The organism is Veillonella sp. (assembly GCF_041333735.1).
In the GTDB taxonomy this organism is placed as follows: Bacteria; Bacillota; Negativicutes; order Veillonellales; family Veillonellaceae; genus Veillonella.
The window spans coordinates 1,494,388-1,521,086 of record NZ_JBGKFB010000001.1; the positions used below are offsets into that span (position 1 = coordinate 1,494,388).

The 26,699-nt window shown below is 37.8% G+C and carries 26 protein-coding genes; 25 read left to right on the forward strand and 1 reads right to left on the reverse strand.

Annotation, left to right across the window (positions count from 1 at the left end; translation table 11 throughout):
* Nucleotides 1-5 precede the first annotated feature (5 nt).
* Nucleotides 6-1,304, reverse strand: coding sequence for a DEAD/DEAH box helicase (locus tag ACDF53_RS06830; protein WP_296006961.1), 1,299 nt, complete (start codon nucleotides 1,302-1,304; stop codon nucleotides 6-8).
* A 563-nt stretch (nucleotides 1,305-1,867) separates the two neighbouring features.
* On the opposite strand from ACDF53_RS06830, the gene ACDF53_RS06835 reads away from it, so the two are divergent.
* The 25 genes from ACDF53_RS06835 (at nucleotide 1,868) to ACDF53_RS06955 (ending at nucleotide 26,686) form a co-directional block, all read left to right on the forward strand.
* Nucleotides 1,868-2,101: a FeoA family protein gene (locus ACDF53_RS06835; protein WP_105093013.1), complete on the forward strand. Its 234-nt coding sequence runs from the start codon at nucleotides 1,868-1,870 to the stop codon at nucleotides 2,099-2,101.
* Nucleotides 2,102-2,110: 9 nt separating this feature from the next.
* On the forward strand, nucleotides 2,111-4,483 hold the full coding sequence (gene feoB, locus ACDF53_RS06840; RefSeq protein ID WP_370815818.1) for a ferrous iron transport protein B: 2,373 nt from the start codon (nucleotides 2,111-2,113) through the stop codon (nucleotides 4,481-4,483).
* Nucleotides 4,484-4,714: 231 nt separating this feature from the next.
* On the forward strand, nucleotides 4,715-4,921 hold the full coding sequence (locus ACDF53_RS06845) for a FeoB-associated Cys-rich membrane protein (protein ID WP_227720809.1): 207 nt from the start codon (nucleotides 4,715-4,717) through the stop codon (nucleotides 4,919-4,921).
* A 104-nt stretch (nucleotides 4,922-5,025) separates the two neighbouring features.
* Nucleotides 5,026-5,286 carry a DUF6110 family protein gene (locus tag ACDF53_RS06850; protein ID WP_004697111.1) on the forward strand — a complete coding sequence of 87 codons (261 nt, stop codon included), beginning with the start codon at nucleotides 5,026-5,028 and terminating at the stop codon, nucleotides 5,284-5,286.
* 16 nt (nucleotides 5,287-5,302) lie between these two features.
* Nucleotides 5,303-7,441, forward strand: coding sequence for a heavy metal translocating P-type ATPase (locus ACDF53_RS06855; RefSeq protein WP_370815820.1), 2,139 nt, complete (start codon nucleotides 5,303-5,305; stop codon nucleotides 7,439-7,441).
* Between the two features lie 115 nt (nucleotides 7,442-7,556).
* A complete protein-coding gene (locus ACDF53_RS06860; protein ID WP_227720807.1) occupies nucleotides 7,557-7,961 on the forward strand; it encodes a hypothetical protein in 405 nt (134 codons plus the stop codon).
* Nucleotides 7,954-8,796, forward strand: coding sequence for a hypothetical protein (locus ACDF53_RS06865; protein WP_370815822.1), 843 nt, complete (start codon nucleotides 7,954-7,956; stop codon nucleotides 8,794-8,796). Before ACDF53_RS06860 ends, ACDF53_RS06865 begins: the two co-directional genes overlap by 8 nt.
* Nucleotides 8,797-8,845: 49 nt before the next feature.
* The gene (locus ACDF53_RS06870; protein ID WP_296006944.1) at nucleotides 8,846-9,646 is read left to right on the forward strand and encodes an ECF transporter S component; all 801 of its coding nucleotides are present in this window, start codon (nucleotides 8,846-8,848) and stop codon (nucleotides 9,644-9,646) included.
* A 67-nt stretch (nucleotides 9,647-9,713) separates the two neighbouring features.
* Nucleotides 9,714-9,857 carry a six-cysteine ranthipeptide SCIFF gene (gene scfA / locus ACDF53_RS06875; RefSeq protein WP_004693318.1) on the forward strand — a complete coding sequence of 48 codons (144 nt, stop codon included), beginning with the start codon at nucleotides 9,714-9,716 and terminating at the stop codon, nucleotides 9,855-9,857.
* Nucleotides 9,858-10,023: 166 nt separating this feature from the next.
* Nucleotides 10,024-11,433 carry a thioether cross-link-forming SCIFF peptide maturase gene (gene scfB, locus ACDF53_RS06880; RefSeq protein WP_370815823.1) on the forward strand — a complete coding sequence of 470 codons (1,410 nt, stop codon included), beginning with the start codon at nucleotides 10,024-10,026 and terminating at the stop codon, nucleotides 11,431-11,433.
* Nucleotides 11,434-11,467: 34 nt separating this feature from the next.
* A complete protein-coding gene (hypF, locus tag ACDF53_RS06885; RefSeq protein WP_370815824.1) occupies nucleotides 11,468-13,747 on the forward strand; it encodes a carbamoyltransferase HypF in 2,280 nt (759 codons plus the stop codon).
* Between the two features lie 143 nt (nucleotides 13,748-13,890).
* Nucleotides 13,891-14,142, forward strand: coding sequence for a HypC/HybG/HupF family hydrogenase formation chaperone (locus ACDF53_RS06890; protein ID WP_005387071.1), 252 nt, complete (start codon nucleotides 13,891-13,893; stop codon nucleotides 14,140-14,142).
* On the forward strand, nucleotides 14,102-15,220 hold the full coding sequence (hypD, locus tag ACDF53_RS06895) for a hydrogenase formation protein HypD (RefSeq protein ID WP_370815825.1): 1,119 nt from the start codon (nucleotides 14,102-14,104) through the stop codon (nucleotides 15,218-15,220). The genes ACDF53_RS06890 and hypD overlap by 41 nt, the downstream gene beginning before the upstream one ends.
* Before the next feature lies 1 nt (nucleotide 15,221).
* Nucleotides 15,222-16,229 carry a hydrogenase expression/formation protein HypE gene (hypE, locus tag ACDF53_RS06900; RefSeq protein ID WP_370815826.1) on the forward strand — a complete coding sequence of 336 codons (1,008 nt, stop codon included), beginning with the start codon at nucleotides 15,222-15,224 and terminating at the stop codon, nucleotides 16,227-16,229.
* 254 nt (nucleotides 16,230-16,483) lie between these two features.
* Nucleotides 16,484-16,930, forward strand: a complete 447-nt coding sequence (locus tag ACDF53_RS06905) for a hypothetical protein (protein ID WP_005387067.1) — start codon at nucleotides 16,484-16,486, stop codon at nucleotides 16,928-16,930.
* Between the two features lie 108 nt (nucleotides 16,931-17,038).
* On the forward strand, nucleotides 17,039-18,157 hold the full coding sequence (locus tag ACDF53_RS06910; protein WP_370815827.1) for a hypothetical protein: 1,119 nt from the start codon (nucleotides 17,039-17,041) through the stop codon (nucleotides 18,155-18,157).
* 37 nt (nucleotides 18,158-18,194) lie between these two features.
* Nucleotides 18,195-19,751 carry an LptA/OstA family protein gene (locus ACDF53_RS06915; protein WP_370815828.1) on the forward strand — a complete coding sequence of 519 codons (1,557 nt, stop codon included), beginning with the start codon at nucleotides 18,195-18,197 and terminating at the stop codon, nucleotides 19,749-19,751.
* Between the two features lie 13 nt (nucleotides 19,752-19,764).
* Nucleotides 19,765-20,628, forward strand: coding sequence for a UTP--glucose-1-phosphate uridylyltransferase GalU (gene galU, locus ACDF53_RS06920; protein WP_370815829.1), 864 nt, complete (start codon nucleotides 19,765-19,767; stop codon nucleotides 20,626-20,628).
* Between the two features lie 166 nt (nucleotides 20,629-20,794).
* Nucleotides 20,795-21,361 (forward strand): hypothetical protein, encoded by a 567-nt coding sequence (locus ACDF53_RS06925; protein WP_370815830.1) that lies wholly within the window; start codon nucleotides 20,795-20,797, stop codon nucleotides 21,359-21,361.
* A gap of 8 nt (nucleotides 21,362-21,369) precedes the next feature.
* Nucleotides 21,370-21,882 carry a biotin transporter BioY gene (locus tag ACDF53_RS06930; protein ID WP_296006519.1) on the forward strand — a complete coding sequence of 171 codons (513 nt, stop codon included), beginning with the start codon at nucleotides 21,370-21,372 and terminating at the stop codon, nucleotides 21,880-21,882.
* A 66-nt stretch (nucleotides 21,883-21,948) separates the two neighbouring features.
* Nucleotides 21,949-23,055, forward strand: coding sequence for a thiolase family protein (locus ACDF53_RS06935; RefSeq protein ID WP_370815831.1), 1,107 nt, complete (start codon nucleotides 21,949-21,951; stop codon nucleotides 23,053-23,055).
* A 1-nt stretch (nucleotide 23,056) separates the two neighbouring features.
* A complete protein-coding gene (locus tag ACDF53_RS06940) occupies nucleotides 23,057-24,352 on the forward strand; it encodes an AMP-binding protein (RefSeq protein WP_370815832.1) in 1,296 nt (431 codons plus the stop codon).
* Between the two features lie 27 nt (nucleotides 24,353-24,379).
* The gene (locus ACDF53_RS06945; protein WP_370815833.1) at nucleotides 24,380-25,378 is read left to right on the forward strand and encodes a nucleoid-associated protein; all 999 of its coding nucleotides are present in this window, start codon (nucleotides 24,380-24,382) and stop codon (nucleotides 25,376-25,378) included.
* 81 nt (nucleotides 25,379-25,459) lie between these two features.
* On the forward strand, nucleotides 25,460-25,951 hold the full coding sequence (gene ybaK / locus ACDF53_RS06950; RefSeq protein ID WP_370815834.1) for a Cys-tRNA(Pro) deacylase: 492 nt from the start codon (nucleotides 25,460-25,462) through the stop codon (nucleotides 25,949-25,951).
* A 9-nt stretch (nucleotides 25,952-25,960) separates the two neighbouring features.
* Nucleotides 25,961-26,686, forward strand: coding sequence for a viroplasmin family protein (locus ACDF53_RS06955; protein ID WP_370815835.1), 726 nt, complete (start codon nucleotides 25,961-25,963; stop codon nucleotides 26,684-26,686).
* The last annotated feature ends 13 nt before the right edge of the window (nucleotides 26,687-26,699 follow it).

Consider the following 26,699-nt stretch of genomic DNA (forward strand, 5'->3'; position numbering starts at 1 on the left):
TAATTTTATCTACGTTTACCACGACGTCCTGTTTGTGATGTGGATGTACGGCGTTGGCGTGTATTAGCGCCTTTATGGCCACGAGCTTTATGAGCTTTAGCCTTTGTAGATTGATAGGAGCTAGTAATTTTAGGTTTGCCAGATGCCTTTGCACGTTTAGGTGCTGCACTTGCATTACCTTTAGTTTTAATTTGTCCATCTTTAGTGTATTTAGTAAGCGTTGCTTGGATGGCGCGCTCAATACGACGTAACCAAGATTCATCTTGCGGAGTAGCAAATGTAACAGCCACACCAGAGTTGCCTGCACGACCAGTACGGCCAATACGGTGTATATAGTAGTCTACATCACGTGGTACGTCGTAGTTATAAACATGTGTAATACCTTCAATATCAATACCGCGTGCTGCAATATCTGTCGCTACTAAGATTTGTGTTTTAGCTTTTGCGAAATCGCGTAATATTTGAGTGCGTCGACCTTGTGTCAAATCGCCATGCATTTCAGCAATATTTAGGCCTGCTGCAGTTAACTCATAGGATAAGCGAACAGCACCTTCACGCTTATTACAGAATACAATTGCTAAAAATGGGTTGTCTTCTTCAATCATTTTGATGAGACGTTGCGTTTTTTCTTCTGGGTTCATCATGTACACGCGTTGATCGATAGATTCAAGTGTTACATGTTTACCTTCAGCTGTTACAGAAGCCGGTTTAGACATATACGCTTTTGCAAGATTTCTAATTTTATCAGGAATCGTTGCAGAGAATAATAGAAGTTGTCTGTTTGCATCTGTTTGGCTAATGAGGTTTTCAATGTCTGGTAAGAAACCCATATGAAGCATTTGGTCAGCTTCATCGAGTACGACACGACGGATACAATCTAAGTGAAGTGAGCCACGTTTAGCATGGTCTAATAGGCGACCAGGCGTACCTAAGATAACTTGCGGACGGCGTCCTAATTGTTGTAATTGTGCTTCAATCGTTTTGCCACCGATAAGAGGGAGTATATCTACATTTAAAATAGAACCTATTTCTTTTGCCTCATCGGAGATTTGTTTTACAAGCTCACGGGTAGGTGCAATAATGAGCACTTGTTCTTGATGCACATCAGTGTGAACACGTTGCAGAATCGGCAGTAAGAAGGCTAATGTCTTGCCTGTGCCTGTTTGAGCTTTTGCTATAACATCATTCCCTTTAAATACAACAGGAATGGCTTGTTCTTGAATTGGAGTTGGCTCCTTGATACCTTGTTTTTGAAGGGCTTGGATGAGTTCATCGCAAACGCCTAGAGATTTAAAAGATTTCATGGATCGTCCTTTCTATAATACATATTATATTAATTATACCTTATGCACATAGTAGGGGCAAATAAATTGAATCATTACATAGAGTACTAATTTTATATGGCTAATTTTACATGGCGCTATAGTAAATTTGTAAAACTAATGATGCGATTGTTGAAGATACTAATTGATAATAAATTGAGAAATAACGATTTGAATAAATGTTTATGAGAATAAAAAACATTAAAATATTCATATTAAAATAAAATTTAAAAGCATTAATGAGAATGATTAAATTATCAATAATGATTATCTTAGTAGTGATTCTTATTTTTTAGGTATTCTTTTTTATTGGTGACAGCGCTAATAACACCATACCTCATAGGGTTTTGTGAGGGATTAATAAATTAATTCTCATATTTAATATGAGAAAAAAATATATATATGAGATATAAAACCACCACAAAAATGATAATAATTGTTGAAATTCCTAATTAGTTTGATATAATGATTTAAGATATTAATACGCATTATTATTTGGTGTGTTTAATATGAGGTTGTTAGGTACAATAATTAGGAGGTGTCGTATGGCTATCAAAAAGTTGAAAGACATGAAACCAGGTGAGTCTGGTCTTATTGTTGCTCTACATGGCAGTGGCAATGTTAAGCATCGTCTAATCGACATGGGTCTCGTAAGTGGTACAAAAATCCATGTTATGAAGTTTGCCCCTTTGGGTGATCCAGTGGAAATCAAGGTAAAAAACTTTGAATTAGCACTTCGTACAAGCGAAGCTGGCATGATTGATGTAGATGTTCAATAGGAGGTTCACATGGCAGAAAACGGGCAAATTCGCATTGCCTTAGCAGGTAACCCTAACTGTGGTAAAACTACAATGTTTAACAATATCACAGGGGCGAAGCAACACGTTGGTAACTATGCTGGCGTTACAGTAGAAAAAAAGGAAGGCCATACGAAATTTGATGGCCAAGAGTTATTGTTTATTGACTTACCAGGTACATATAGTTTAACTGCACGTTCCTTGGATGAGTTAGTAGCGCGTAATGTTATCGTAAATGATAACCCAGATGTAATCGTTAATGTTCTTGATGCATCTAACTTAGAACGTAACTTATATTTAGCTGCACAATTATTGGAACTTGAAAAGCCAATGGTTATTGCTCTAAACATGTCTGACGTTGCGGAAGAAATGGGCATCAAATACGACCTAAAAAAAATGGCCGAAATGACAGGGGCTACAATTGTTAGCACAGTAGGTCGTACAAATATTGGTACTAAAGAGTTGTTAGAAGCAACAATTAGTGTAGCTGCTTCTCAAAAAGCACCTGGTGTAACAATTAACTATGGCGATTTGCTAGAAGGTAAAATCGCTGAGCTTGTAGAAGAGCTTAAGAAATCTGGTACTGTTACATATCCACTTCGTTGGATCGCTGTTAAGTTGTTAGAAAAAGATGCGGACGTTATTGGCAAGGTTATGCGCTTTGATAATACAGAAGCCGTTATCCAAAAAGCTGAAGCGATTCGTGAAGAAATTAAAGATCAAGTAGATCTTGATATCGTATTCCAAGAGTATCGTCATCGCTTTGCTGTAGAAGTATATAATGCATGTTTAACACAAGCGCCAACTCAATTGGAAACACGCTCTGACCGTTATGACAAAATCTTAACACATCGAATTTGGGGCTTACCAATCTTTATGGTTGTTATGTACCTATTATTTGCGTTCGTTAACTTTGTAGGCGGAATACCTCAAGGTTGGATTGAAGACGGTTTTGCTGCATTGCAAACACTTGCTACTCAATATATTCCAGAAGGTCAATTACAATCCCTTGTATCCGATGGTATTATTGCTGGTGTAGGTGCCGTACTATCTTTCTTACCATTAATTCTTTTGCTATTCCTTGGTATTTCCTTCTTGGAAGATACTGGTTATATGGCTCGTGCAGCCTTCGTTATTGACCGTGTAATGCGCGCATGTGGCTTACATGGTAAATCCTTTATTCCTTTATTATTGGGTTTCGGTTGTTCCGTACCATCCGTAATGGGTGCTCGTATCCTTGATAATTATAAGGATCGAATGGTTACTATCTTAATTACACCATTCATGAGTTGTTCTGCACGCTTGCCAGTGTATATCTTATTTGCAAATGCGTTCTTCCCAAATGGTTGGGATAGTACTTTAGTTGTATTCTCTGTATACTTCTTGGGTATAATCTTTGGTATTATCTTTGCAAAAATCTTCCGTAAGTTCTTATTTGCTGGTGAAGCTGAACCATTTGTAATGGAATTACCTCCATATCACTTGCCTACATTGAAAGCTACATGGATGCACATGTATGAACGTGCTAAATTGTACATCATTAAAGCCGGTACTTTCATTATGGCTGCTTCCATCTTGATTTGGTTCATCACTGCATATCCAATGGATGTAGAATACTCCAAAGATTATGATGCAGTGAAAGAACAAGTTGCACAAGAGTATGAAGTAAAAGATGCTGCTACATTAGCTCAATTTGGTATCACTACAGATGATCAAAAAGAGGCAGTAGATAAAATTGTAGAAGATATGAAATCTACTGTAAAAGATGCTGAAGATGCTGCTAAGAACGCAGGAGAAGATGAACCTGAAGTAGCAGTAGAGGATGATTCTGAAGCACCTGAATTATTCAATGATATTAAAGATGAAAATAAAGACTTGTTCCCAGCAGCATGGGCAATGTATAAAAACAGTGCTAACTTAGATGCTGAAAATGACAAACTTGATAAAGAACAAGCTTCTGAAAAAATTGAACAATCCTATGCAGCATCCTTTGGTAAAGCTATCAACCCAGTGCTAGAACCATTGGGGTTTGATTGGAAAATGGGCCTATCATTAGTAGCTGGTTTGGCGGCTAAAGAGGTTGTTATCTCAACATTAGGTACTGTCTATGCTGTTGGTGGTGATGATCAAAATCCAGCTCCATTGACTGATTACCTACAAAATGATCCAAGCTTCTCACCATTGATTGCATTAACAATGATGTTGTTCGTATTAATTTACCCACCTTGTTTGGCAACATTAGCCGTTATCAAACGTGAAACAGGTTCTTGGAAATGGGTTGCATTCATGTTCTTCTATGAAAATACATTTGCTTGGATTGCATGTTTCATCTTCTATAACATAGGTCGCGCATTAGGTTTCTAATCTAGAATCGCTAAATAGGAGAGTTTAGCCACTTTTAGATACTTTGAACAAAAATGAATAGAAAAAATGCGATTTTGTTATAAGTAATTTAAAAATAATACTTGATAATTATCAATATTCGTGGTTAAATGATAATGAGAAAAAGGAAATATCCTTTAGATATTGCTTTTATCTTATTTATCACTAAGACACATATTGTAATTTAGTAGATATTGAGAAAGAGGCATAATAATGGATAATCTTGTTATAGGACTCATAGTTGTATTAGCAATAGCTTATATCGGCAATAAATTTTACAAACAAATGTCTGGTAAAGGTGGCTGCGGCTGTGGTGGCGGTGGCTCCAATTCTAGCTCTAAGAAATCTTCTGGTTGCGGTGGTAACTGCAGCTGCGATGGTTCCAACAAGGCACTAGGCATTAAACGTACAGCTAAGTAAGCTAATACGAATTCTGATTTTGAAAGAGGGGTCTCTATAATGGCTCCTCTTTTCAAATATAGTAATTAAATTTTTTATCATATTTAGTAGAAAGGAATATTATCATGTTCAACATCGATCAAAAAAATCTTAAAAACGCTAACTTATTCGCAGCAGGTCTTGCATTGGGTACTGTAGGTCTTAAAGTTTTAACTTCTAAAGATGCTAAAAAAGTATATGCTGGTATCGTAGCAGCTGGCCTTCGCGCTAAAGAAACTGTATTAGAAACAGCTGAAAAAGTACAAGCATCCGCATCTGACGTATTGGCAGAAGCTCAAGAAATCAACGAAGCACGCAACGAAGAAATCTTTGAAGAAAACAAATAATTAGAGGATTGCACATATGTTACAATTTTCTGTAGTAAAAAAACTCAGAAATCGCTTGCATGTTAAGGTTACAGGTCATCGTTTTACAGAGGCTGAAGCAGCTTATGTAGAGGATACATTGCTCCTTAATGATGCAATTGTAGATGTAACCTTCTACACTCGCAGCAATCAAGTTGCCATTAAACATACTGGCGATGTTGATGCTGTGCGTGAAGCAGTGCTAGGTCTACGCGATTTAGACTTGTCCGAAGCACCTGCTTTGAACGAATATTCTCCACGCTTGGTAAATAAAAAATACCGTGAAATGATGATCAATCGCACTGCACTTTACTTAGGTAAAAAAGCAGTGTTGCCTGCACCAATTGCAGCTGCATGGGCATGGTTTGATGGTATTAAATTTATCGGCAAAGCCATTAAAACATTGTGGCAACGTAAGTTAACTGTCGAAGTACTTGATGGTGTAGCTATTGGTGCTGCATTACTTCAAAAAGATTATCCTACAGCTGGCGCTGTTATGTACCTATTAGGTATTGGCGATATCTTAGAAGAATGGACTCACCGTAAATCCGTATTGAATCTTGCTCAAAGCATGTCCTTAAACGTAGATAAAGTATGGGTTTTAGTTGATGATATTGAAGTGAGCAAGCCAGTTAACGAAGTTGTTGCAGGCGATCAAATTATCATTCGCCAAGGCGAAGTGATTCCATTGGATGGCGTCGTTATCGATGGTGTTGTTCTTGTTAATGAAAGCTCCATGACTGGTGAACCAGAAGCGGTTCGTCGCGATCAAGACAGTTCTGTATATGCTGGTACTGTTGTTGAAGACGGTAAAGCTATTGTCGAAGTACGTAGCACATCCAAAACATCTCGTTACGAAAAAATCGTTAACCTCATTGAAGAGTCTGAACAAATGAAATCCGGTATGGAACAACAAGCATACCGCATGGCTGATAAATTAGTTCCAATTAGCTTTATTGGTGCTGGTTTAACATACTTGTTGACTCGTAATGTAATGAAAGCATTGTCTTTCGTAATGGTTGACTTCTCTTGTGCTCTTAAATTATCCATTCCATTAGCAGTACTTTCCGCTATGCAAGAAGCATCTAAACGCGGTATCACTGTTAAAGGTGGTAAATTCTTAGAACAAATTGCACAAGCAGATATGATTGTATTCGATAAAACAGGTACTCTTACAAAAGCAGAACCTGAGTTTGAACAAATCATTCCATTTAATGGTCATGATGCAGATGAAATGTTAAAATTGGCTGCATGTATTGAGGAACATTTCCCTCATTCCATGGCAAAAGCAATTGTACGTGCTGCTAAGGATCATTCCTTGCCTCACAAGGAAATGCACTCCGACGTAGAATACGTTGTAGCTCATGGTATTGCATCTAAAGTTGGCCGCTACCGTGTACGCATTGGTAGTGCTCACTACATCTTTGATGATGAAAAAACAAAGATTCCTGCAGATGAACAAGAAAAGTTCAATAATTTACCAAATTCATCTTCCCATATTTACCTCGCTATTGGAGGTACACTAGCAGCGGTTATTTGTATTAAAGACCCTGTTCGTGAGGAAGCAAAACAAGTTATAGCTGATTTACATACATTGGGCATTAAAAAGGTTGTCATGATGACTGGCGACTCTAAACGTAATGCACAACGCGTAGCTGACGAACTCGGCATCGATGAATTGCATGCTGAAGTATTGCCAGAAGATAAAGCAGCTTATGTAAAACAAGCAAAAGCTGAAGGCTATACTGTTATGATGGTAGGGGATGGTATTAACGATTCTCCAGCAATTTCCGAAGCACATGTTGGTATCGCTATGAATGAAGGCGCGCCAATCGCTCAAAAAATTGCAAATGTTACTATTTCTTCCGATCATCTACAAGCTCTTGTAGATTTACGCCGTATTTCTATGGCATTGATGAAACGTATCAAAGCTAATTACAATGGTATCGTTGGTTTCAATGGTGCTCTTGTTGGTGGTGGCGTACTCGGTATTATGCCGCCAAGTCAAACAGCTTGGTTGCATAATCTATTCACATTGGGTATCGGCTTAGAAAGCATGACTCCATTGTTGAAAAAAGAAGAACCAAAGGATGCTGTTCCTACAATTGATGTAACAGCTGACTCTGTAGTAGCTTAATTAGAAACCTCCATATAAGGTATTCATTTACCTATATGGAGGTTTTTCTTTTTTGATGACATTTATCTATGATTATTGTAAAATACAAAGAGATTACATATCATAGGAGATCTTTATGAACACATTAATGGATATTTGTAAAAGATCCATCTACTTGAATCTATTTATCGTAGTAATTCCTATTATTGCGTATATGATTCATAATGGATCGAGTGCGACGGTAGCACTTGTATGGTATTTGCTTTTATCCCTAATTATGCCTTGGGCATATTTATCATTTAAAAGTAGTACCTTTGGAGATGGTAAATCGATTAGCCGTATTGCCTATGTTGTAAGTTGGATTATAATCCATGGCATTAGCTATAAAGGTATTTTTCTCGGTGTAGATTTATCGATGTTATGGGGCTGGCCTACAGCAGGCCGAGATGTAGCTTTCTTAGTAGCTATGTATATCGGTGTTACTATTAGCTTGATCTTAGCGTATGGTCTTACTCGCTTAGTGGGAGGCCGTAATGAATAAGAGTTTCTGGTTATTTACTATTGTTTGTGCTTTATTTGTAAGTGCTGTAACGACAGTTCTTACTTTGAGTGGAGCATTAGCGTTACCTATATTAGTATTCCCTGTATTGTCTCTTGTAATACCGCTCATGGTGCGTAGACTTAAGAATGCTAAATTTAACGACGACCTACCATTGAGCATGGGCTATCATGCATATAGTTGGGCTTGGTGGACAGTATTTTCATTTCTTCATACGCCCTTTAGCTTTACTACAGAGAATGGAATTGTAACAGCATTTCTTCTTTTCGTAGTGTATTTTATCGTTCAAGTACTCATTGAACTTTGTGGTCTGTTGGCAACTAAGTTTTTCAATCGAAATCATCGATGGGGCATGGTAGATGAAGCCCTTGATATAATCGGGTATACTATACCAATCCCATTTTTATATATTGGTTCGCTTCTGTATATTGATTTACAGGATCCAATGGTATACTTCATGTATGCATCATCAATGAATGTAAATATACTGTTTGCAGAATTTGTGTTGTTGCTTATATCTTTATTGGTATTTGTATTTTATTTATATCCAAGAGATATAGCATATAGAGGCATACGATTATTTCGCATTGTTTTAACCGCTGCTTTATGGCTTGCTATGAATGCCCATATTTTATACGGTGGTTATATTCCAGAATTTATTGTATCTTTAGTTCCCACCGTTTTCCCAACGTATCAAGGTAATCCGCTCGTGTTTGTTACTCCCACTTTATTAGAAGCTGGCATGACAGGTGTAGCCGTGATTTTAGGTGCATTGGTAGAGCGTGGTATAATTTCACGACGCCGTGAACGTATTTAATTTCTAGTTTCGACTTATATCCGTAAGGAATGAGAGCGAAGGAGGATCTATGAACAACATTGAACGTCCAGTGGATGATAACTCAACTGTATCAATCCAAGACAATGAAAAACTGAAGCAAGTTGAACGTAAAGAGACCAAAAAGCAGAAGAAGAGTGGCATTACGATTCGCGAATTAACAATTATTGGTCTATTAGCGGGGATTACTATTGCATTAGGTGTTTCTGGCTATGGTATTATTCCATTAGGCCCGCTTAATGTAACTACCTTGCATGTACCGACACTTATTGGTGCTATCGTAGAGGGTCCTAAAGTGGGTGCTTTTGTAGGCTTCATCTTTGGTTGCTATAGCTTGTGGCAAAATATTACAGCACCTAATATTTTATCCCCTCTATTTATTAATCCAATTATTTCTGTGCTACCACGTATATTGTTCCCAGTATTAGCATATTTAGTATATTTACTATTATGGAAAGCACCGCAAGGTCCACGCATCATCGTATCTGCTTTCATGGGTACCGTATTCCATACAATTATGGTTATGGGACTTATTTTCTTACTTTACGCAGATATGTTTGCTGTTAAAATGAATCTTAGCCCAGATCAAGTATTAGGGTCTATTGTATTCTTATCTGTTACACATGGTATTCCAGAAGCAGTGTTTGCTGCTGTTATTGTGACACCAGTTGCAATGGCATTGAGAAAGGTATTACGTAAGGATACGCCAAAGAAATCAAAATCTGAGGATGTTACATCTACTACAGCAACAACAGGTGCAGCAAATACAAATAAATCTGCAACTGTAGAAGTAAATGAAACGAAACCTGTAGAAGAAAACATAACTAAATAGTATTTTACAGGCTTTTCATAAATATGATAAAATAAATATCATTCGATAAGTATTGAGGAGGATAACCATGGCTAAACGTATTCGTACTATCAACACTGAATCCTTACAAAAAACTGCTAAAACTGGCGGTTGTGGGGAATGTCAAACATCTTGCCAATCTGCTTGCAAAACAAGCTGCACAGTTGGTAACCAAGTTTGCAAACAAAAATAATAAAGAGGCTCGCTTAGCGGGCCTTTTTTATTTATGTTTTTAATACATACCTTGTATGGTATATCTTTATGACTCTTTTCATAACGTTTAGCGTTGAAATGTGGTACAATTATCTAGAAAGTTCTATATAGTAGAACTTTTACCATACATATTATTTGGAGGTACCATGTTAGAATTAAAACCAATGATCCATAAGTTTCGGATGAAGGATAACTATTACTGCTTAGATGTAAATAGCGGTATCATTCACGTTATCGACGAACTCATTGATAGAGTTCTTGACATATATGATGGCACTAATCGCGATGCAGTACATGCTGCTTTAGATGCTAAAGAAGATGCAGTAGAACTCGATGAGATTATGGACGAGTTAGATGAGCTCATTAAGGCAGAGCAATTGTTTGCGCCTATGAGTAAAGAGTTTAAGCTTGTAGTAGGTGAAAAACCTATTGTTAAGGCTTTGTGTTTAAATATTGCTCATGATTGTAATTTAGCATGTAAATACTGTTTTGCTAGCCAAGGTGATTACGGCGGTGTTAAACGCGAGTTAATGAGCTTTGATGTGGCGAAGCGTGCTGTAGATTTCCTTATCAAAATGAGTGGCCCTCGTCAACATTGTGAGATTGATTTCTTTGGTGGGGAACCTTTATTAAACTGGGATGTTGTAAAACAAACCGTTGAATATATCGAATCCATTCAAGAAAAGCATAATAAGATCTTTAAGCTTACATTGACTACAAATGGCATGTTGTTAACACAAGATAAAATTGATTATGTAAACGAACATAAGATGAGTCTTGTATTATCTTTGGATGGTCGTGAATCCGTGCATAATGCAATGCGCCCTGTAGCGGGTAGTGGTGCTGAGTCTTATAAATATATTGCTAAAAATCTTATCAATGCTGTAAAACAACGTCATGGTCTTGAATACTATGTACGTGGTACGTATACACATAAGAATTTAGATTTTACAAAAGACGTTATGGCTATGTCTGATCTTGGCTTTGAACATTTATCCATGGAGCCTGTAGTAGGTGAAGAAGGGGACTATGTTCTTCGTGAAGAAGATTGGCCAGTTTTAGAAAAAGAATATGAAAAATTAGCAGATATTTATCTACAACGCCAATTGGAAGGTTGGGGTGAGAAGTTTAACTTCTTCCACTTCCGTATGGATTTGTATCGTGGTCCATGTATGGCTAAACGCCTTCGCGGTTGTGGGGCAGGTCATGAATATATGGCTGTTGTACCAAATGGCGATATTTATCCATGTCACCAATTCGTAGGTAAAGATGGATACGTGCTTGGCAATGTATATGATGGTTTGAAAAATACAGAAATTCCTAAAGATTTCCGCAATACACATGTGTTCTCTAAACCGACTTGTGCTGAATGTTGGGCGAAATTCTTCTGTTCTGGTGGCTGTCATGCTAACAATATTACATTAGGTGGCGATTTAGAAACACCTTATGAATTTGGTTGCCGTTTACAAAAGAAACGTATTGAATGCGCTATTATGATTCAAGCTGAGTTAGAACAAGCTGGCATTGATGGCAGTATTCCTGTAGCATTAGGTTAATAGCCTTAATTCTCCGTCTATAGTAGGAGCTTATATGAAACAAAATAGTAATCAAACTATAGAACGCTGGGGAATTCGTTATACCGGTATAGTTCAAGGGGTCGGATTCCGGCCCCTTGTTTCTATGTGGGCACATTCTCTGGGGTTAACTGGTTTTGTTTATAATGATAGCCAAGGTGTTTACGTTGAGGTACAAGGTTGTGTCGATGATTTACAGCTATTTTTAGATGCTATTCAAGATGACCGACCTAGACTGTGCCGTATTACCAGTCAAACAGTAGAACATCTTACTATAAAAAATAATGAAGTTGAGTTTTCTGTGGAGCCATCTCCATTAGGGGAAGCAGTTAGCACGTTTATTAGTGCCGATACAGCGCCATGTGCTGATTGTCTTAAAGAACTACAACAGGACAAGCGTAGAAAAGAATATCCTTTTATTAATTGTACAAATTGTGGCCCACGATATACGATTATTAAATCTCTTCCCTATGATCGGGAACGAACGACGATGGACGAGTTTCCTATGTGCGAAGCTTGTAAGGCTGAATACGAAGATATAGAGGGGCGCCGTTATCGTGCTGAACCTAATGCATGTGTTCAATGTGGCCCTCATTATACTTTATATAAACCTAATCGTACGGTTGTGGATACTGTAAATGTTTGGAATACTACCCGTGAATTAATCAATGAAGGTAGTATTATTGCTATAAAAGGGATAGGTGGATACCATCTAGTTTGTGATGCTCGAAATGATGCGGCGGTCCAACGCTTGCGTAAGCGTAAGAATCGACCACATAAACCCTTAGCAATTATGGTAGGGTCCCTAGATACAGCAATCGAGCTTGTTCATCTTAGTGATGAAGAACTTGATGTTTTGACGGGAATGGAACGTCCTATCGTATTATTAAAAAGAAATACTGATAGTTTAGTGCGTTTGAGTCCCCATGTAGCTCCGGATAATCATATGCTTGGTGTAATGTTACCATATACACCAATGCATGAGGTACTATTACCGTCAGATGCGGCATGGGTCATGACAAGCGGTAATCGAAGTGGTGATCCAGTTTTATATGATGATGATCAAGCCTTTGAAGAGTTAGAATCGGTTGCCGATTATTTCTTGGTGCACAATCGTCAAATTTATGCACCTCTCGATGACTCTGTTGTGACGGTCATCCATAATAAACCTCGGTTGATTCGTCGTAGTCGTGGTTATGTACCAGAACCTATTCATTGTAAACTTTCAGGGCAAAGTCCGACACTAGCGATGGGTAGTGATCTCAAAAATGCATTTGCTATGAATAAAGGATCAGAAATCCTTGTAGGTCCACATATTGGTGATCTACAAAATGCATCTACTCATGCAACTTTGGAGTGGACTATTGACCGATATGAGGAATTGTTTTCTATTCAACCAGAGAAAATTATTGTAGATAGTCATCCTCAATTTTTCTCGTCCCACTTAGGAGAGCGCATTGGTAAAAGTTTACAGATCCCTGTTATACCTGTTCAACATCATCACGCTCATATTGCATCAGTTATGGCAGAGCATAATCTAGAAGGCCCAGTACTGGGGATTGCCATGGATGGTACTGGATATGGACCAGATGGAACTGTATGGGGTGGTGAATTTCTCCTTTGCAAGGGGGACCAATATCAACGATTAGCTCATATCCATGAAGCGCCATTACCGGGGGGAGAGAAAGCTGTTTCCGAGCCATGGCGCCAAGCCTTATGGTATATCCGAAATTACTATGGTGTTGATGTTCCGCCTATTTACCAAGATTGGATGAAAGAATTACCTAAAGGGTGGGACATATTAGATAAAGCCTTACAATCTACGATGCCTATGGTTCAAGCAACAAGCTGTGGTCGTTTATTTGATGCGGTAGGCTCTCTTTTAGGGCTTGGCATGATCCACACCTATGATGCGCAAATTGCTATAGCCTTAGAGGCTCTATGTGAGGATGAAAAAGGAGCGTTGCTTGATTATAACTATGATGGGCGAATTCTTGATTTTACACCTACCGTTCAATCCATTATGGATGGTGTAGTTAATGGTGAATCTAGGGCTCATCTTGCTGCATCCTTCCATAAAACCGTTGCTATCGCATTATGTGAAATCGCAGCGGATTTAATGGAGCGCTATAATGTTAGTGATGCGGCTATTTCTGGCGGTGTATTTCAAAATCGCAAATTAGTAGAGCTGATATATCGCGCTTGGCATGTAGGCGATTTGTATATGAATGAAGCAGTTCCTTCCAATGATGGCGGATTAGCCTTTGGTCAACTATGGATTGGTAATCAGAAATAGTTATATATTCTTGTAGTTAGTATCACTTAATAATTACTACAATTGTGATACAATGATATTAGAAATATTTATATATGGTGAGTTTTCTTTCTCGAAAGTAAACTCATAGAATTTGTTATTAATATAATATATAAGGAGATAGTATGTGCTTAGCTGTACCAGCACAGTTAGTAGCTGTGAATGATGTTATTGGCACTGTTGAATTAACAGGTGCCACCCGTGACTGCAGCTTACTCCTCGTACCAGAAGCAAAGGTAGGGGACTGGTTGTTAGTCCATGCGGGTTTTGCTGTACAAATTGTTGATGAAGAAGAGGCACAAAAGACATTAGAGGCCTTTAAGGAGCTAGAAGAACTTGAAGAAGCTTACTTTGCAGGAAAAGCAGAACAGTGCTGATGCGTTGTTAAAACGCATCAATGCTCTCCATGAGCCTGGGGAAACCGTAAGGCTTATGGAGGTATGTGGTACACATACTGTATCGATTTTCCGTGAAGGTCTTCGACAATTATTGCCAAGTGGCATTGAACTTGTAAGTGGACCAGGATGTCCTGTATGTGTAACAGATCAAACGTATATGGATAAGGCGTTAGCCTATGCTGAACGGGATGATGTTATTATTGCTACCTTTGGGGATATGTTAAAGGTTCCTGGTAGCTATAGTAGTCTTAGTGCGGCTCAAACAAAGGGCGCCCATATTCATGTCATTTATACCCCTTTAGAGGTGGTAGAACTTAGTAAAAAATATCCAGATAAGAAAATAGTATTTCTGGCTATAGGTTTTGAAACGACTATTGCCGTTATTTGTGCAACTGTAAAAGCAGTTCATGCAGCAGGGCTGAAGAATGTTTTCTTCCTTGTATCTCATAAATTAGTGCCTCCTGCATTACGAGCTTTACTAGATAAACAAGAAGGGCATATCGACGGATTTATTTTGCCAGGTCATGTAAGCGTTATTATTGGTGAAGAACCATACCGATTCTTACCTGAAGAATATCACATACCGTCTTGTATTGCTGGCTTTGATGGACTTGAGATTTTATCTGCTATAGCAAATATTTTAGAGCAACGTAAAACAGGTGATTTTGTGGTGGGTAATACCTATCATTCTGTAGTTATGCAGAAGGGGAATCCTGTAGCGCAAGCGATGATCAAAGAGGTATATGATGTATGTGATGACGCGTGGCGCGGTATAGGTGTTATTCCTAACTCTGGCTTAAGATTAAAGGAAGAATATGCAGCCTATGATGTGGAACGGGCATTACCTATCCAGCTTGAAAAGTCTTCTCTTGATCCGAAGGGATGCCAATGTGGTCGTGTATTGCAAGGTCTTATTAAGCCTAGTGAATGTCCATTATTTGGTAAAAGCTGTACTGCTGACCACCCTGTTGGTGCTTGCATGGTATCTGTAGAAGGCAGTTGTGCAGCGTGGTATAAATACGGTTATTCAAGTGGTGGATCGACGTGGGAGGATTAATATGGAACGAGTTCGCTTAGTCCATGGGAATGGCGGTCGATTTAGTCATGAATTGACCGAGCGTTTTATTTTGAAATACTTTACAAATGATTTATTGGCTCCTTTACATGATGGTGCTCAATTTCCCGTTACAGCAGGACGTATGGCGTTTTCTACAGATTCCTATGTAGTACAACCAACGTTTTTCCCTGGCGGTAATATTGGTAAATTAGCTGTCTGTGGTACTGTGAATGATTTAGCCATGAATGGTGCTATTCCACAATATTTAAGTTGTGGCCTCATCTTAGAAGAAGGATTGTCTTTTGATGAGTTAGATGAAATTCTTCATACCATGTCGGATATGGCTAAAGCTGCAAATGTACAAATTGTTACAGGAGACACTAAGGTTGTTAAAAAGGGCGAGGTAGATAAAATCTACATAAATACAGCGGGGATTGGCATGATTCCAGAGGGGATTGATATTGGTCCACATCGTGTGAAAGCGGGAATGGATATTATTTTATCTGGTGCTATTGGCGATCATTCTATTGCCGTTATGGGACAACGATTTGGATTGGATTTATCTGATGCATTAAAAACTGACTGTGCTCCTTTAAATAACATGGTTCATGCTGTACTTGATAAAGTGGGACCTCAAGTAGCTCTATTGCGAGATCCTACACGGGGTGGCTTAGGGACTGTTTTAAAAGAAATTGCAGATCAAAGCCAAGTGGGTATTAAGGTAGAAGAAGCGGCTATACCAATTCACGCCGAAGTACAATCTGTTTGTGATATTTTGGGATATGATCCGTTATATTTAGCAAATGAAGGAAAGGTTGTACTCGTAGTAGATCCATCCGTTACAGATAAAGTTCTATCTATTCTTCACAGCTTTGAAGAAGGTAAAGAATCGGTGCTAATTGGCAAAACATTAGATAAGAATATTGGTAAGGTTGGTTTGCAAACTGCTATTGGTGGTGTTCGCTTAATCGATTTGTTAGGTGAAGATCAAGTTCCTCGTATCTGCTAATTATATAATTGAGTTTCTCTAAGTCGTAAAGATATGTAAAGATAAGAACTATTTTAGGCCTATAGAGTATGAGTTAGACTTGATATTGACACTAATTCTTTATGATGGTAGCATTAAATTAAGTTGTGTAAAATTCATTGATTGTTCATCGGACTTTTATACAATGCTAGTATCTTTATGTGTAAGTTCTTATACTTTCACTAGAATCTATGTATAGAATTTGTTAAAATATAAGTATCTATAGGAGGCTTATTATGAAAAAGAAGATTATTACAGCTGTTCTAGGGATTTGTTTAACTACAACTGCATTTGGCGGTATCTTGACTACTCAAGCTGGCGGCCTTAGCAGTATTCTTGGCGGTGCAGCTAAAATTGGTGGTATCGGTATTGTTATCAACAAATTCGGTCCACAAATTGACTCTTTCTTGAATAAATTATTGAAACAAAATAACTTAAGCACAGAATATACAACTAAAGTTGTACCTATCATCAGTATTGGTACAAAAGGTTATATCGGTGCTGCTCAAGTTACTGGTCCTGCATCTAGCATTGAACAAGTTAAAGCCGTTGCCCAAGTAGAAGGTAGCTTTAACGGTATGGTTCGTGTTAAAGGTTTAGTACCTGTTGATAGCACAAACCCAGTTGGTGCATCTCGTGTTCAAGGCGTAGGTGTATCTGCGATTATCGATTTGAAAATTTAATGGCCACTGAGCATATAAAATAGTAGACTCAGGGAATAAGCACGGTCTTAGGCCCGTGCTTATTCTGTTGTATAACAGTTATACATTAGATACGTTGTGGAGGAATTTATGAAGAAGCAAGTACTTACACTTTTAATGGCATCCTTGATTTCAGGCACTGCATTTGCTGCTCCTGGCACAGTTACAGAGAAAACAAATGTTTTGGAAACTACTGTATATGGTGCAGTACAAGATGGTGCTGTAGTGGACCGCATTAATCAACTTGATGAAACCGTGTATGGTACTGGTTTCAATGGCAATTCTGCTACATTGAGCAAACGTGTTGATTCCCTCTATAACTCCGTAGAAGGTAGTGGCACAAACATTTCTTTGCGCGAAGAAATGGATGCGCTTGAATATACATATCAAAATAGCATTAACGCAGGTTCTCTTGTAGATCGCGTAGAAAAGATGGAACGTAGCGTTAATGGTCGTATTGGTAGTGGCTCTTTACAAAAACGTATTATTTCTTTGAAAACAAAAGTATATGGTAGCAATGTAACGCTTACTAACCAAGTTGGTACATTAGCTGGCAACCAAGTCTTCAAAGTTACCTTGAATGACGCTGTTTCTTCTAAAACTAGCCACGAAGGCGACACTGTTGCTTTCACAGTAGCTGAAAATGTAATGGATGGCAATGTATTATTGGTACCTGCAGGTACAGTTGGATCTGGTACAATTACATCCTTGAAAAAGGCTCGTTCCTTTGGTCGTAATGGTGCATTAGATATTACATTTGATACAATTCCTGCTATTGATGGTACTGAATTTACTGCAGTACAAGGTAAAGAATCTAAGGACAAAACTCGTAGTGAAGTTAAAGCAGCTGGTGCATCTGTAGCTGGTGCTGTTTTACTTGGACCTGTAGGCTTAGTAGGCGGTGCATTTGTTAAGGGAAAAAATATTGAATACCCTGCTGGTGCAACTATTTATGTACAACCTCAAGATTCTGTTACAATTCAAGGTCTTGTAATTGGTGGTGACGGTTTGGCTCATAGTGATGATGAATTGGCTGAAGCTGTAACTGTACCTAATACGGCCGATGAATCTGAAGAGACTGTAGACACTAATGAAGCGGCTGTTGATGAAAATGAAACAACAACAGAGGAACCAGCATCAGTAGAAGAACAAGAAGAACCGGTAGAAAATGTTTCTCAACCTATCGTAGTTGTAAAACGTAATCAATAATTAACAAATTCTTAAAGCAAGAGGAGTTCTAGTAACCATGAGGAAACGTAAAGTACAATGGCTGGCAGCGGCTTGTGTTTTTTGTTTAGCACAACCAGTATGGGCCGCTACGGAGTCAACCACGGTATATCAAGATCAATTGGATAGCGTTGATCAATCCTATCTTGGAGAAATCTCTAAAGCATCTACACCTGAAAATAGTAATATCCGTGTTGTACGTCGTGGTGAAAAAGCAAAGTCTGATCAACCTACAGAACAATTGCCGACTCGTATTGATGCAGATAAAATGTCCTATACTGGGTCCACTGGTGATGTATATGCACAAGGTGATGTAGTAGTGACTCAAGGTAATCAAACCTTGATATCACCACGTATAGAAGGTAATACAAAAACTACAGAATACCGCACTGTTGGTGGTTATCGCTTTTTGGAAAATGGCGGTAAAACAAAGGATATTACAGGTCAAAATATGACATATCGGACTAGTGACCGTCATTTTACAGCTGACCAAGCTTTTGGCTGGAATGATCCTTATTATGTAAAAGGTCAAAATGCTACTTTTGATGGTGAAACTGGTCATATGGAAAAAGGCATGCTTACAACAAAACATGCGATGGCCTTTAAACATACACCTGATTATCGTGTAGAAGGTCAAGATATCAAGGTATATCCTGGCGATAAAGTTATTATTAAAAAACCGTCTTTTTACATTAAAAACTTTAAAGTTTTAACTTTACCTTCTTATACAGCGTCCTTACGTCATGATAAGGGTGAGCAGAAGTTTAGTCTTTTTTCTTTGATTCCGAGACCTATGTACAATAGTGATGATGGATTTGGCTTGCATGGTAGTACTGAGTATCCAATTGGTAAGCATGGTGAAGCATATATCGACTATCGTTGGTACATTAAAAATGGCTTTAAACCACAAATTGGATATCGTCATTATTTACCTTGGGCCACAGCATCTATAGGGTATAGTAAAGAATCTAATGAATATAATGATGAAACTGTATGGGTAGAAAAAATTGGTGAGGTTCGACTCGATACTCATACATATCATGTAGGAAAATCCCCAGTTACAGTGCGTGGTGGTGTTAATGCTGGTTATTGGAAAGAAGGTTCTGTAAAAGGTTCTCATAAAGAATACTATACAGAAGTATCTCACGATCCAATTAAGCTTGGTAAAAATGCTAATCTACGATTCTTAGGTGGGTATCAACGCGATTATTATGGTTATAATGATACTATTCGTAGTATGCCTTATTGGGGGGCTCGTTTCCGTTCTAAGGTTGGTAATCGAGCTAATATATGGGTTAGTTATAATCAACGCAATATTTCATATAACAACTCTCCATATCGTTTTGATACTACGGAACTTCCGAAAGAACTTATCTATGGTGGTAGCTATAAATTAACTCGTCTAGATGACTTCTCTGTAAGTGTAAAAACAAATATGATGAGTGGTGATATTGATTCTGTATACTATACGTGGCATCGTGATTTGCATTCCTTTGATATGTATTTGACATATAAAGATGCCCATAGAAGCAATAACGATCAATGGAAGATAAAGTTTGTTGGCAAAGACTTTTAATTAGGAGATAATTATGCAACGTATTAGAAAAGCCGTTATTCCAGCGGCTGGCTTTGGTACACGCTTTTTACCAGCTACTAAAGCACAACCAAAGGAGATGCTTCCCATTGTAGATACACCAGCTATCCAATATATTGTGAAAGAAGCATTAGATTCTGGTATTGAAGAAATCCTAATCATTACAGGCCGTAATAAACGCGCTATTGAAGATCATTTTGATAGCAGTGTTGAATTAGAACTACTTTTACAAAGCCAAGGTAAAAATAAACAGTTGGCTATAATTAAGGATTTAGCAGATATTAAAGTTCACTTTATTCGTCAAAAAGCTCCTCGTGGTCTTGGCGATGCTGTACTATGTGCGAAAGCTTTTATTGGTGATGAACCATTTGCTGTATTGCTTGGTGATGATATTGTATATAATCCTGAAAATCCATGCCTTAAACAGTTAATTGAGTGCTATGACGAACATCCTGGCATTATTTTAGGGGCTCAATTTGTATCTGAAGATAAAGTTAGCTCTTATGGCATTGTATCCGGTGAAGCATTAGCAGATAATTTATATCGCGTTCATAATTTGGTGGAAAAACCAAAAAAAGAAGATGCACCATCTAGACTTGCTGTATTAGGTCGCTATATTTTAACGCCAGATATTTTCAATATTTTGGAACATACAAAACCAGGTGTAGGTAATGAAGTTCAATTGACTGATGCTCTAGCAGCATCTAAAACCGATACGTATGCTTTAGCTTATGAAGGTATTCGTTATGATACAGGCGATAAATTAGGTTATTTGAAAGCTACTGTTGAGTATGCCCTTCGTAATGAAGAGTTAGGTGAAAATTTCAAAGCTTATTTGAAAGAACTAGATCTTAAATAGTGAATCTATATATGTATATTAAAAGAACCTGTGGATTCTACCATAGGTTCTTTTAATTGGTAGCGATATTTTCCATTATTGTCAACAAAACAAAGGTGATTTTGTTGACTAATAAAATAATGTTGATTATAATCAATTTATTGAATAAATAAAGGAATGTGATTATATGAGATCGCTCTTTACAACATTGTGTAATAATGATTTTGGATTACCAGGGCATAGTGTTATTAAGCATATGCATTATGATGCCTCGGGTAGTGATCAATCTATCTGTGGTATTTTATATCAAGTTGCTAAAACTACTACAATTGGTATTCTAGACAAATCAGGCTTTTTAATTGTTGATTTACGACCGGTGCCGAAACATTTTCGTATCCGTTCTACAATTCATCAAGAGAAAAACGACCGTACTATATCTTTTTCTAAGGACGATATAATACGATTTGTAAATGATATTAATGATACTAATGACATTCATCGTGAAGCACCCTATGTGGTACCGGGTTGTATGATTCTAGAAAATTTATGGAATTATTGGAACATTAGTAAATCTGCGCAGCAGATGGCTATTTATTTTCATGCACCCGTTATTGCAGATGATCAAGTAACTTTGGTGGAAAATTCTAAAGATGCCCAAGTAGAAGGGTATATCGGTGATACATTAGCTTTTTCGGCTACTTTTTTCGGTGAAAATGAAGATTTAACATCTTTAAAACAAAGATGTATTAGTTAGAGGTAATTATGGAAGCAAGACGTTTAACAAAAATGGCTTTATTAACAGCCTTATTATGTATTTCAGCATATATTTCTTTCCCATTGCCATTTAGTCCGGCCATGGTAACAGCATTGACTTTGGTGGCTACATTAACAGGCCTATTATTGCAACCAAAGGATGCATTTATTGTCTTTATCGTATATGTTTTATTAGGCGCCGTTGGCCTACCTGTATTCGTTGGTGGTACGGCAGGTCTTGGTAAATTGTTGGGACCTACAGGGGGCTTTATTTTCTCTTGGCCTATAGCATATACATTGCTCAGCGTATTTAAAGGTCCTAAGAAAAGTTTCTTGTCTTATGCATGGCGTTCCCTTGTAATTACTATTCCTGTAGTATATCTATTTGGTGTTGCAGGCTTTATGATTGTAACAAAAACTGAACTTTGGGCGGCATTGCCTGTAGTAATGTTCCCATTCATTCCTGGGGATATTGTAAAATGTCTCGTTGCTTCTTGGTTAGCAACTAAAATTAAAATTTAGAATGTAATAATGAAAAGAGGCATTCCTTGGGATGCCTCTTTTCTGCATTTTCTTATAGGAGCTAATATGTCAGTATATATTCATGGTGGGCTTAGAACCCCTATAGGCGTATTAAATGGACAATATAGAAATATGAGACCTGAAATGTTAGGAGCTCAACTCATTGATGAATTAATCAATCGTTATGATATTTCACAAGTGGATGGAATCTTCTGTGGCAATGCTGTGGGGACTGGTGGTAATATTGGTCGTCTCATGGGGCTCATGACTAATTTACCGAATTCTGTTCCTGCGATTACCGTAGATATGCAATGTGCATCAGCATTGATGAGTATTGAAATGGCCTATGCACATATTGCATCAGGGGTTATGGATTCGGCTATTGCTGGTGGTATTGAAAGTTCTTCATTGCAGCCAGATAGGATGTATGCGGCTGGTGATGATCGTGAAGGCCTATATAAGGTTGCTCAGTTTAGCCCTCAAGATTGTTCTCCTTTAGCTATGTTAGAAGGGGCAGAGAGGACGATTCAAAAGCATAATGTATTAAAGGAAGACTTATATCCCTACATTATTGGCAGTCACAAACGCGCTTCTGAAGCTTTAAATAATCCGCATTTGAAATCTTACATTATGCCTATTACCATCGATGGCAAAGCATGTGTAGATGAATGTATTCGGCCTAAAATGAATGAGAAACTATTATCACGGATGAAGCCTTTATTAGGACCTGATTCTATTACAAATGCGGGTAATGCTTGTTTAACTCATGATGGCGCAGCTTTTGTATACGTATCTAATGAAAAAGGGCCCTTTAGAATTCATAGTGTTATGCCTTGGGCAGGTAACCCTCAGTTTAGCCCAGAAGGAGCTTTAGAAAGCACAGAAGCGATTTTAAAACACACTGGTCTAACGATGGATGATATTGATGTAGTGGAATGGAACGAAGCCTTTGCTATTATTGATGTGCTCTTCAATAAGGCCTATCCTAAGCATTTAGAGAAATATAATAAACTAGGTGGTGCCTTAGCGTATGGACATCCTTATGGCTGTTCTGGTGCTATATTAGTTCTTCATTGTATGGCTGCTTTAGAATCTTGTAATGGACGCTATGGTTTGTGTGCAATTGCCGGTGCAGGTGGTACAGGAACTGCTTTGATTATGGAACGAATGTAAAATGACAATTATTGAACGGTTACGACAATATAAAGAATTAGAGCCTCATAAGATTGCTCTCATTATAGATGATACAAAGTATACATATAGTGATTTATATGATGCCATTCTATCAATCGATATTGATGATAGTAGTCATATAGTAAATCTCACTGAAGCTAAAGAATCAGTAAAAAATAAAGTTCTTTTAATTCAGAGTCAATCCTTTCTAGAACAACTTGTACAATGGTTAGGTGCATTGTATAAATGTTACATTCCTATGGTATGCCATAATGAGATGGATGTAGACTATGTAGAGGAATTAGGACTCGTTATAGCATCTGAAGGGGTCCCACCATCAGCTGATTTTGGTGTGCTTACATCAGGTACTACAGGACGCCCTAAGCCATTGTGGCGAAAGGAAGAATCTTGGCGAGAGTTTTTTGATATTCAAAATACTATCTTTCATATCAACGAAGATACAAAAATTTTTTTGCAAGGAAGTTTTAGTTTTACTGGCGTTAGTAATATGGTTATCGCTGTTTTATGGGCAGGAGGAACCATTGTTACCACCAGTTCTATGCGTCCTACTCGTTGGATTGAACTGCTAGAACGATATGAAGTAGATCATGTTTATGCTCTTCCTACAAAACTTAGATTACTTGTAAGACAGTGTAAAGGTAAACTATTTTCTATTAATTATATTATTGCTGGATCTCAAGTGCTTGATCGTCATCTGATGGAACAGTTACAGTCGATATGCCCTAATATGGGATTTATATTGTATTATGGAGCCACAGAGCTTAACTATATTACATATTGCACAGGCCGAGAGTGGCTTGAACGTGAAGGTACGGTAGGAAGACCATTTCCGTCTGTTCAAATTGAAGAGGATAAAGGCATTATTTATGTGACTACAAAATATCATATTGAAGGTATATCCGATACATATACCGTTAATGATTGTGGTTATATAGATGCAGAGGGGTATTTTATGTTTACTGGGCGCCAAGGCGATGTGGTAAACAAGGGGGGCTATAAAATATCCATTCCCTCCATGGAAACCTATTTGCAATCTATAGATGGTGTCTCAGAAGTAGCTATTATCGATATCATAGATGATGTAAAAGGGGAAGATTTTGTGGCGTATATGGTGTTGGAGGATAATCTTCTCGTAGCTGATGTTATGGAAATAATTCGGCATCATAGACCTTCCATAGAATGGCCAAAGTCGATTTACTCTATTCCTATGTTACCTCTTACGGAATGCTCAAAAGTTGATAAACGAAAGCTAAAAGAGTGGTATAATAAAGGGTAATCGTTTTTACTATTATAAGGAGGCATCATGCAGATTAATAAAGCGGCGCTAGAGATTTTCGATTTTACATCCTCTTTAGCCGTATACTCTGAACATGAATTAAAGGTTGGTGATCAAGCCATTCATGATTATATTGCTAATCATGTAGTTAAGGCATTCAAAGATCCCGGTGCTAGAACAGGTACCTTGCATGATGCAAGTCCATTTGGTAAACAACTAGTTGATTATAAAAATGGAGACCTCAAGTTTATAGATTTATCTAAGAATTTAGGTGAAAGCTTGTTTACCTATATGAAGCAAGCGACGGACTCCGTTGTTATTGATACGATTATTTGTGAAGCTGTTACGGACGCATCTTATATCTGTATTCTTTTGTGCCAAGCTCATGATGCTTTTACTCATCAACTATTTAGTGAAGACGATGGCAGCTTATCCACAGAACTTGTTTCCCATAAGGCTGTGCTGCCTATGCCATCACAGAAGTTACGCGCCTTTGCATCAATTAATTTGAATGATTTTAGCGTTCGAATTTTTGAACCGAAAGGTGAATTTGATGGTGAAGTATCCTATATCTTAGCAGATAAGGTATTGCAATTAGGCACTAACCAATCTTCTAGAGATACGGTGAAAAAGGTAAAAGCTATCGTAGACAAGGTGGCTCAAGCTCATGAGTCGGATGGGGTCGTTGAATTAACGACTGCAAAGTCTATGATTGCTAAAAATGCAGAAGTATCTGACACAGTAGATCCTGTTCGAATTGTAGAAGAGGTATTTAAATCAAACCCTGTTCAACAAGAGGCGGCTAAGAAAGAATTAGCCGATGCGGATATGATGAGGCCTCTACCTGTAAACCGTGAGTTTGCTACGAAGGTTGGAGAACATCACAAGATTAAAACCGATACAGGCATTGAAATTTCTTTTCCTGTAGAGTATATGAAAAATCGCGAGTTCATTGAGATAAAAACAAATGATGATGGAACCTTGCGCATTGAATTAAAAAATATTAATAAAATCGTAAATAAATAGTAATGAAAAAATATATTTATAGATAGAAATATATTATGGTACGATTAAATTTATTTGTTATGCTAGTATATGGAGGTTATAGTGGGTAAAGAGAAACATAAAAAAACAAATGCATTACGTATTTTAGATACTCATAAGATACCTTATAGTATTAGCGAATATGAATGGTCTGAAGAGCGTGCTGCAGGCCTTCATGTAGTAGAAGCTTTAGGACTCGATGAAAAACAAGTCTTTAAAACACTTGTTGGTAAGGGCGATAAAACAGGGTTTGTAGTATTCTGTATTCCAGTGGCTGAAGAGTTAGATATGAAACAAGCAGCTCGTGTCAGTCATAATAAGTCCGTAGAACTGGTTCATGTTAAGGACTTACTAGGTATTACCGGATATTTACGGGGCGGATGTTCTCCAGTGGGGATGAAAAAATCATTTCCTACCTATTTTGATGCTACAATGGAGCCTCAAGAGTTTGTATATGTAAGCGCTGGTCTACGAGGGATGCAGATGAAGGTAAGTCCAAAGGATTTGGCCTCTGTTGTAAAGGCTGAATTTGTAGCACTTACAATGGATCATTAAGAGGTACGTATGGCAAAGAAGTTTTATGCAGTTCGTCAAGGACGTGTGCCAGGAGTTTATACTACATGGGCAGATTGTGAGAAACAGGTAAAAGGTTTTGGTGGTGCTATCTACAAATCTTTCCCTACAGAAGCAGAAGCACGTGCCTTTGTAGATGATTCAGGATTATCTTTGAGTGATTTTATGAGTGCTAAACGGAGCGAACCTAAATCGTCACAAGAGGTTAAGTCTAAATCTATGAATTCTAGACCTACAGGCTTTAGTTCTAACGTTCAAAATAAGGTATCTCCAAATGTGGTGAAACCAGATTTTACTAAGTCCAACCATGTCATTGCTTATATTGATGGTAGTTATAATAAAGGTACCAATACAGTTGGCGCTGGTGGTGTTATCTTCTTGAATGGGTCTAAGGAGACTTTTTCATTTCCTTCTAATGATGAACGATATACATCATTTTGGAATGTAGCTGGTGAGCTACTAGCTGCTATGTATGTTATGAAATATGCTGTTGACCATGGTATTCCAGAATGTTCCCTATATTATGATTATATGGGGATTGAAATGTGGGCTACCAAACGATGGAAACGCAATAATGCACTCACTCAACATTATGCTGCTTTTTATGACTCAATAAAAGACCGTGTGCGCATACACTTTCACAAGGTCGCTGCACATACGGGCGATACATATAATGAAATGGCTGATGTACTAGCCAAACAAGGCGCGGGAATTTAACTTTCTCAGAAAG

Bases quoted from the DNA above. Each gene is read 5' to 3' on its own strand.
- ACDF53_RS06935 (WP_370815831.1), top strand. From the start codon at position 21,949: ATGTCAGTATATATTCATGGTGGGCTTAGAACCCCTATAGGCGTATTA.
- ACDF53_RS06860 (WP_227720807.1), top strand. From the start codon at position 7,557: ATGAACACATTAATGGATATTTGTAAAAGATCCATCTACTTGAATCTA.
- ACDF53_RS06905 (WP_005387067.1), top strand. From the start codon at position 16,484: ATGAAAAAGAAGATTATTACAGCTGTTCTAGGGATTTGTTTAACTACA.
- ACDF53_RS06930 (WP_296006519.1), top strand. From the start codon at position 21,370: ATGGAAGCAAGACGTTTAACAAAAATGGCTTTATTAACAGCCTTATTA.
- ACDF53_RS06910 (WP_370815827.1), top strand. From the start codon at position 17,039: ATGAAGAAGCAAGTACTTACACTTTTAATGGCATCCTTGATTTCAGGC.
- scfB (WP_370815823.1), top strand. From the start codon at position 10,024: ATGTTAGAATTAAAACCAATGATCCATAAGTTTCGGATGAAGGATAAC.
- ACDF53_RS06830 (WP_296006961.1), bottom strand. From the start codon at position 1,304: ATGAAATCTTTTAAATCTCTAGGCGTTTGCGATGAACTCATCCAAGCC.
- ACDF53_RS06945 (WP_370815833.1), top strand. From the start codon at position 24,380: ATGCAGATTAATAAAGCGGCGCTAGAGATTTTCGATTTTACATCCTCT.
- ACDF53_RS06890 (WP_005387071.1), top strand. From the start codon at position 13,891: ATGTGCTTAGCTGTACCAGCACAGTTAGTAGCTGTGAATGATGTTATT.
- hypF (WP_370815824.1), top strand. From the start codon at position 11,468: ATGAAACAAAATAGTAATCAAACTATAGAACGCTGGGGAATTCGTTAT.
- ACDF53_RS06915 (WP_370815828.1), top strand. From the start codon at position 18,195: ATGAGGAAACGTAAAGTACAATGGCTGGCAGCGGCTTGTGTTTTTTGT.
- ACDF53_RS06855 (WP_370815820.1), top strand. From the start codon at position 5,303: ATGTTACAATTTTCTGTAGTAAAAAAACTCAGAAATCGCTTGCATGTT.
- feoB (WP_370815818.1), top strand. From the start codon at position 2,111: ATGGCAGAAAACGGGCAAATTCGCATTGCCTTAGCAGGTAACCCTAAC.
- ACDF53_RS06925 (WP_370815830.1), top strand. From the start codon at position 20,795: ATGAGATCGCTCTTTACAACATTGTGTAATAATGATTTTGGATTACCA.
- ACDF53_RS06845 (WP_227720809.1), top strand. From the start codon at position 4,715: ATGGATAATCTTGTTATAGGACTCATAGTTGTATTAGCAATAGCTTAT.
- ACDF53_RS06865 (WP_370815822.1), top strand. From the start codon at position 7,954: ATGAATAAGAGTTTCTGGTTATTTACTATTGTTTGTGCTTTATTTGTA.
- ACDF53_RS06850 (WP_004697111.1), top strand. From the start codon at position 5,026: ATGTTCAACATCGATCAAAAAAATCTTAAAAACGCTAACTTATTCGCA.
- scfA (WP_004693318.1), top strand. From the start codon at position 9,714: ATGGCTAAACGTATTCGTACTATCAACACTGAATCCTTACAAAAAACT.
- hypE (WP_370815826.1), top strand. From the start codon at position 15,222: ATGGAACGAGTTCGCTTAGTCCATGGGAATGGCGGTCGATTTAGTCAT.
- ACDF53_RS06835 (WP_105093013.1), top strand. From the start codon at position 1,868: ATGGCTATCAAAAAGTTGAAAGACATGAAACCAGGTGAGTCTGGTCTT.
- galU (WP_370815829.1), top strand. From the start codon at position 19,765: ATGCAACGTATTAGAAAAGCCGTTATTCCAGCGGCTGGCTTTGGTACA.
- ACDF53_RS06940 (WP_370815832.1), top strand. From the start codon at position 23,057: ATGACAATTATTGAACGGTTACGACAATATAAAGAATTAGAGCCTCAT.
- ACDF53_RS06955 (WP_370815835.1), top strand. From the start codon at position 25,961: ATGGCAAAGAAGTTTTATGCAGTTCGTCAAGGACGTGTGCCAGGAGTT.
- ACDF53_RS06870 (WP_296006944.1), top strand. From the start codon at position 8,846: ATGAACAACATTGAACGTCCAGTGGATGATAACTCAACTGTATCAATC.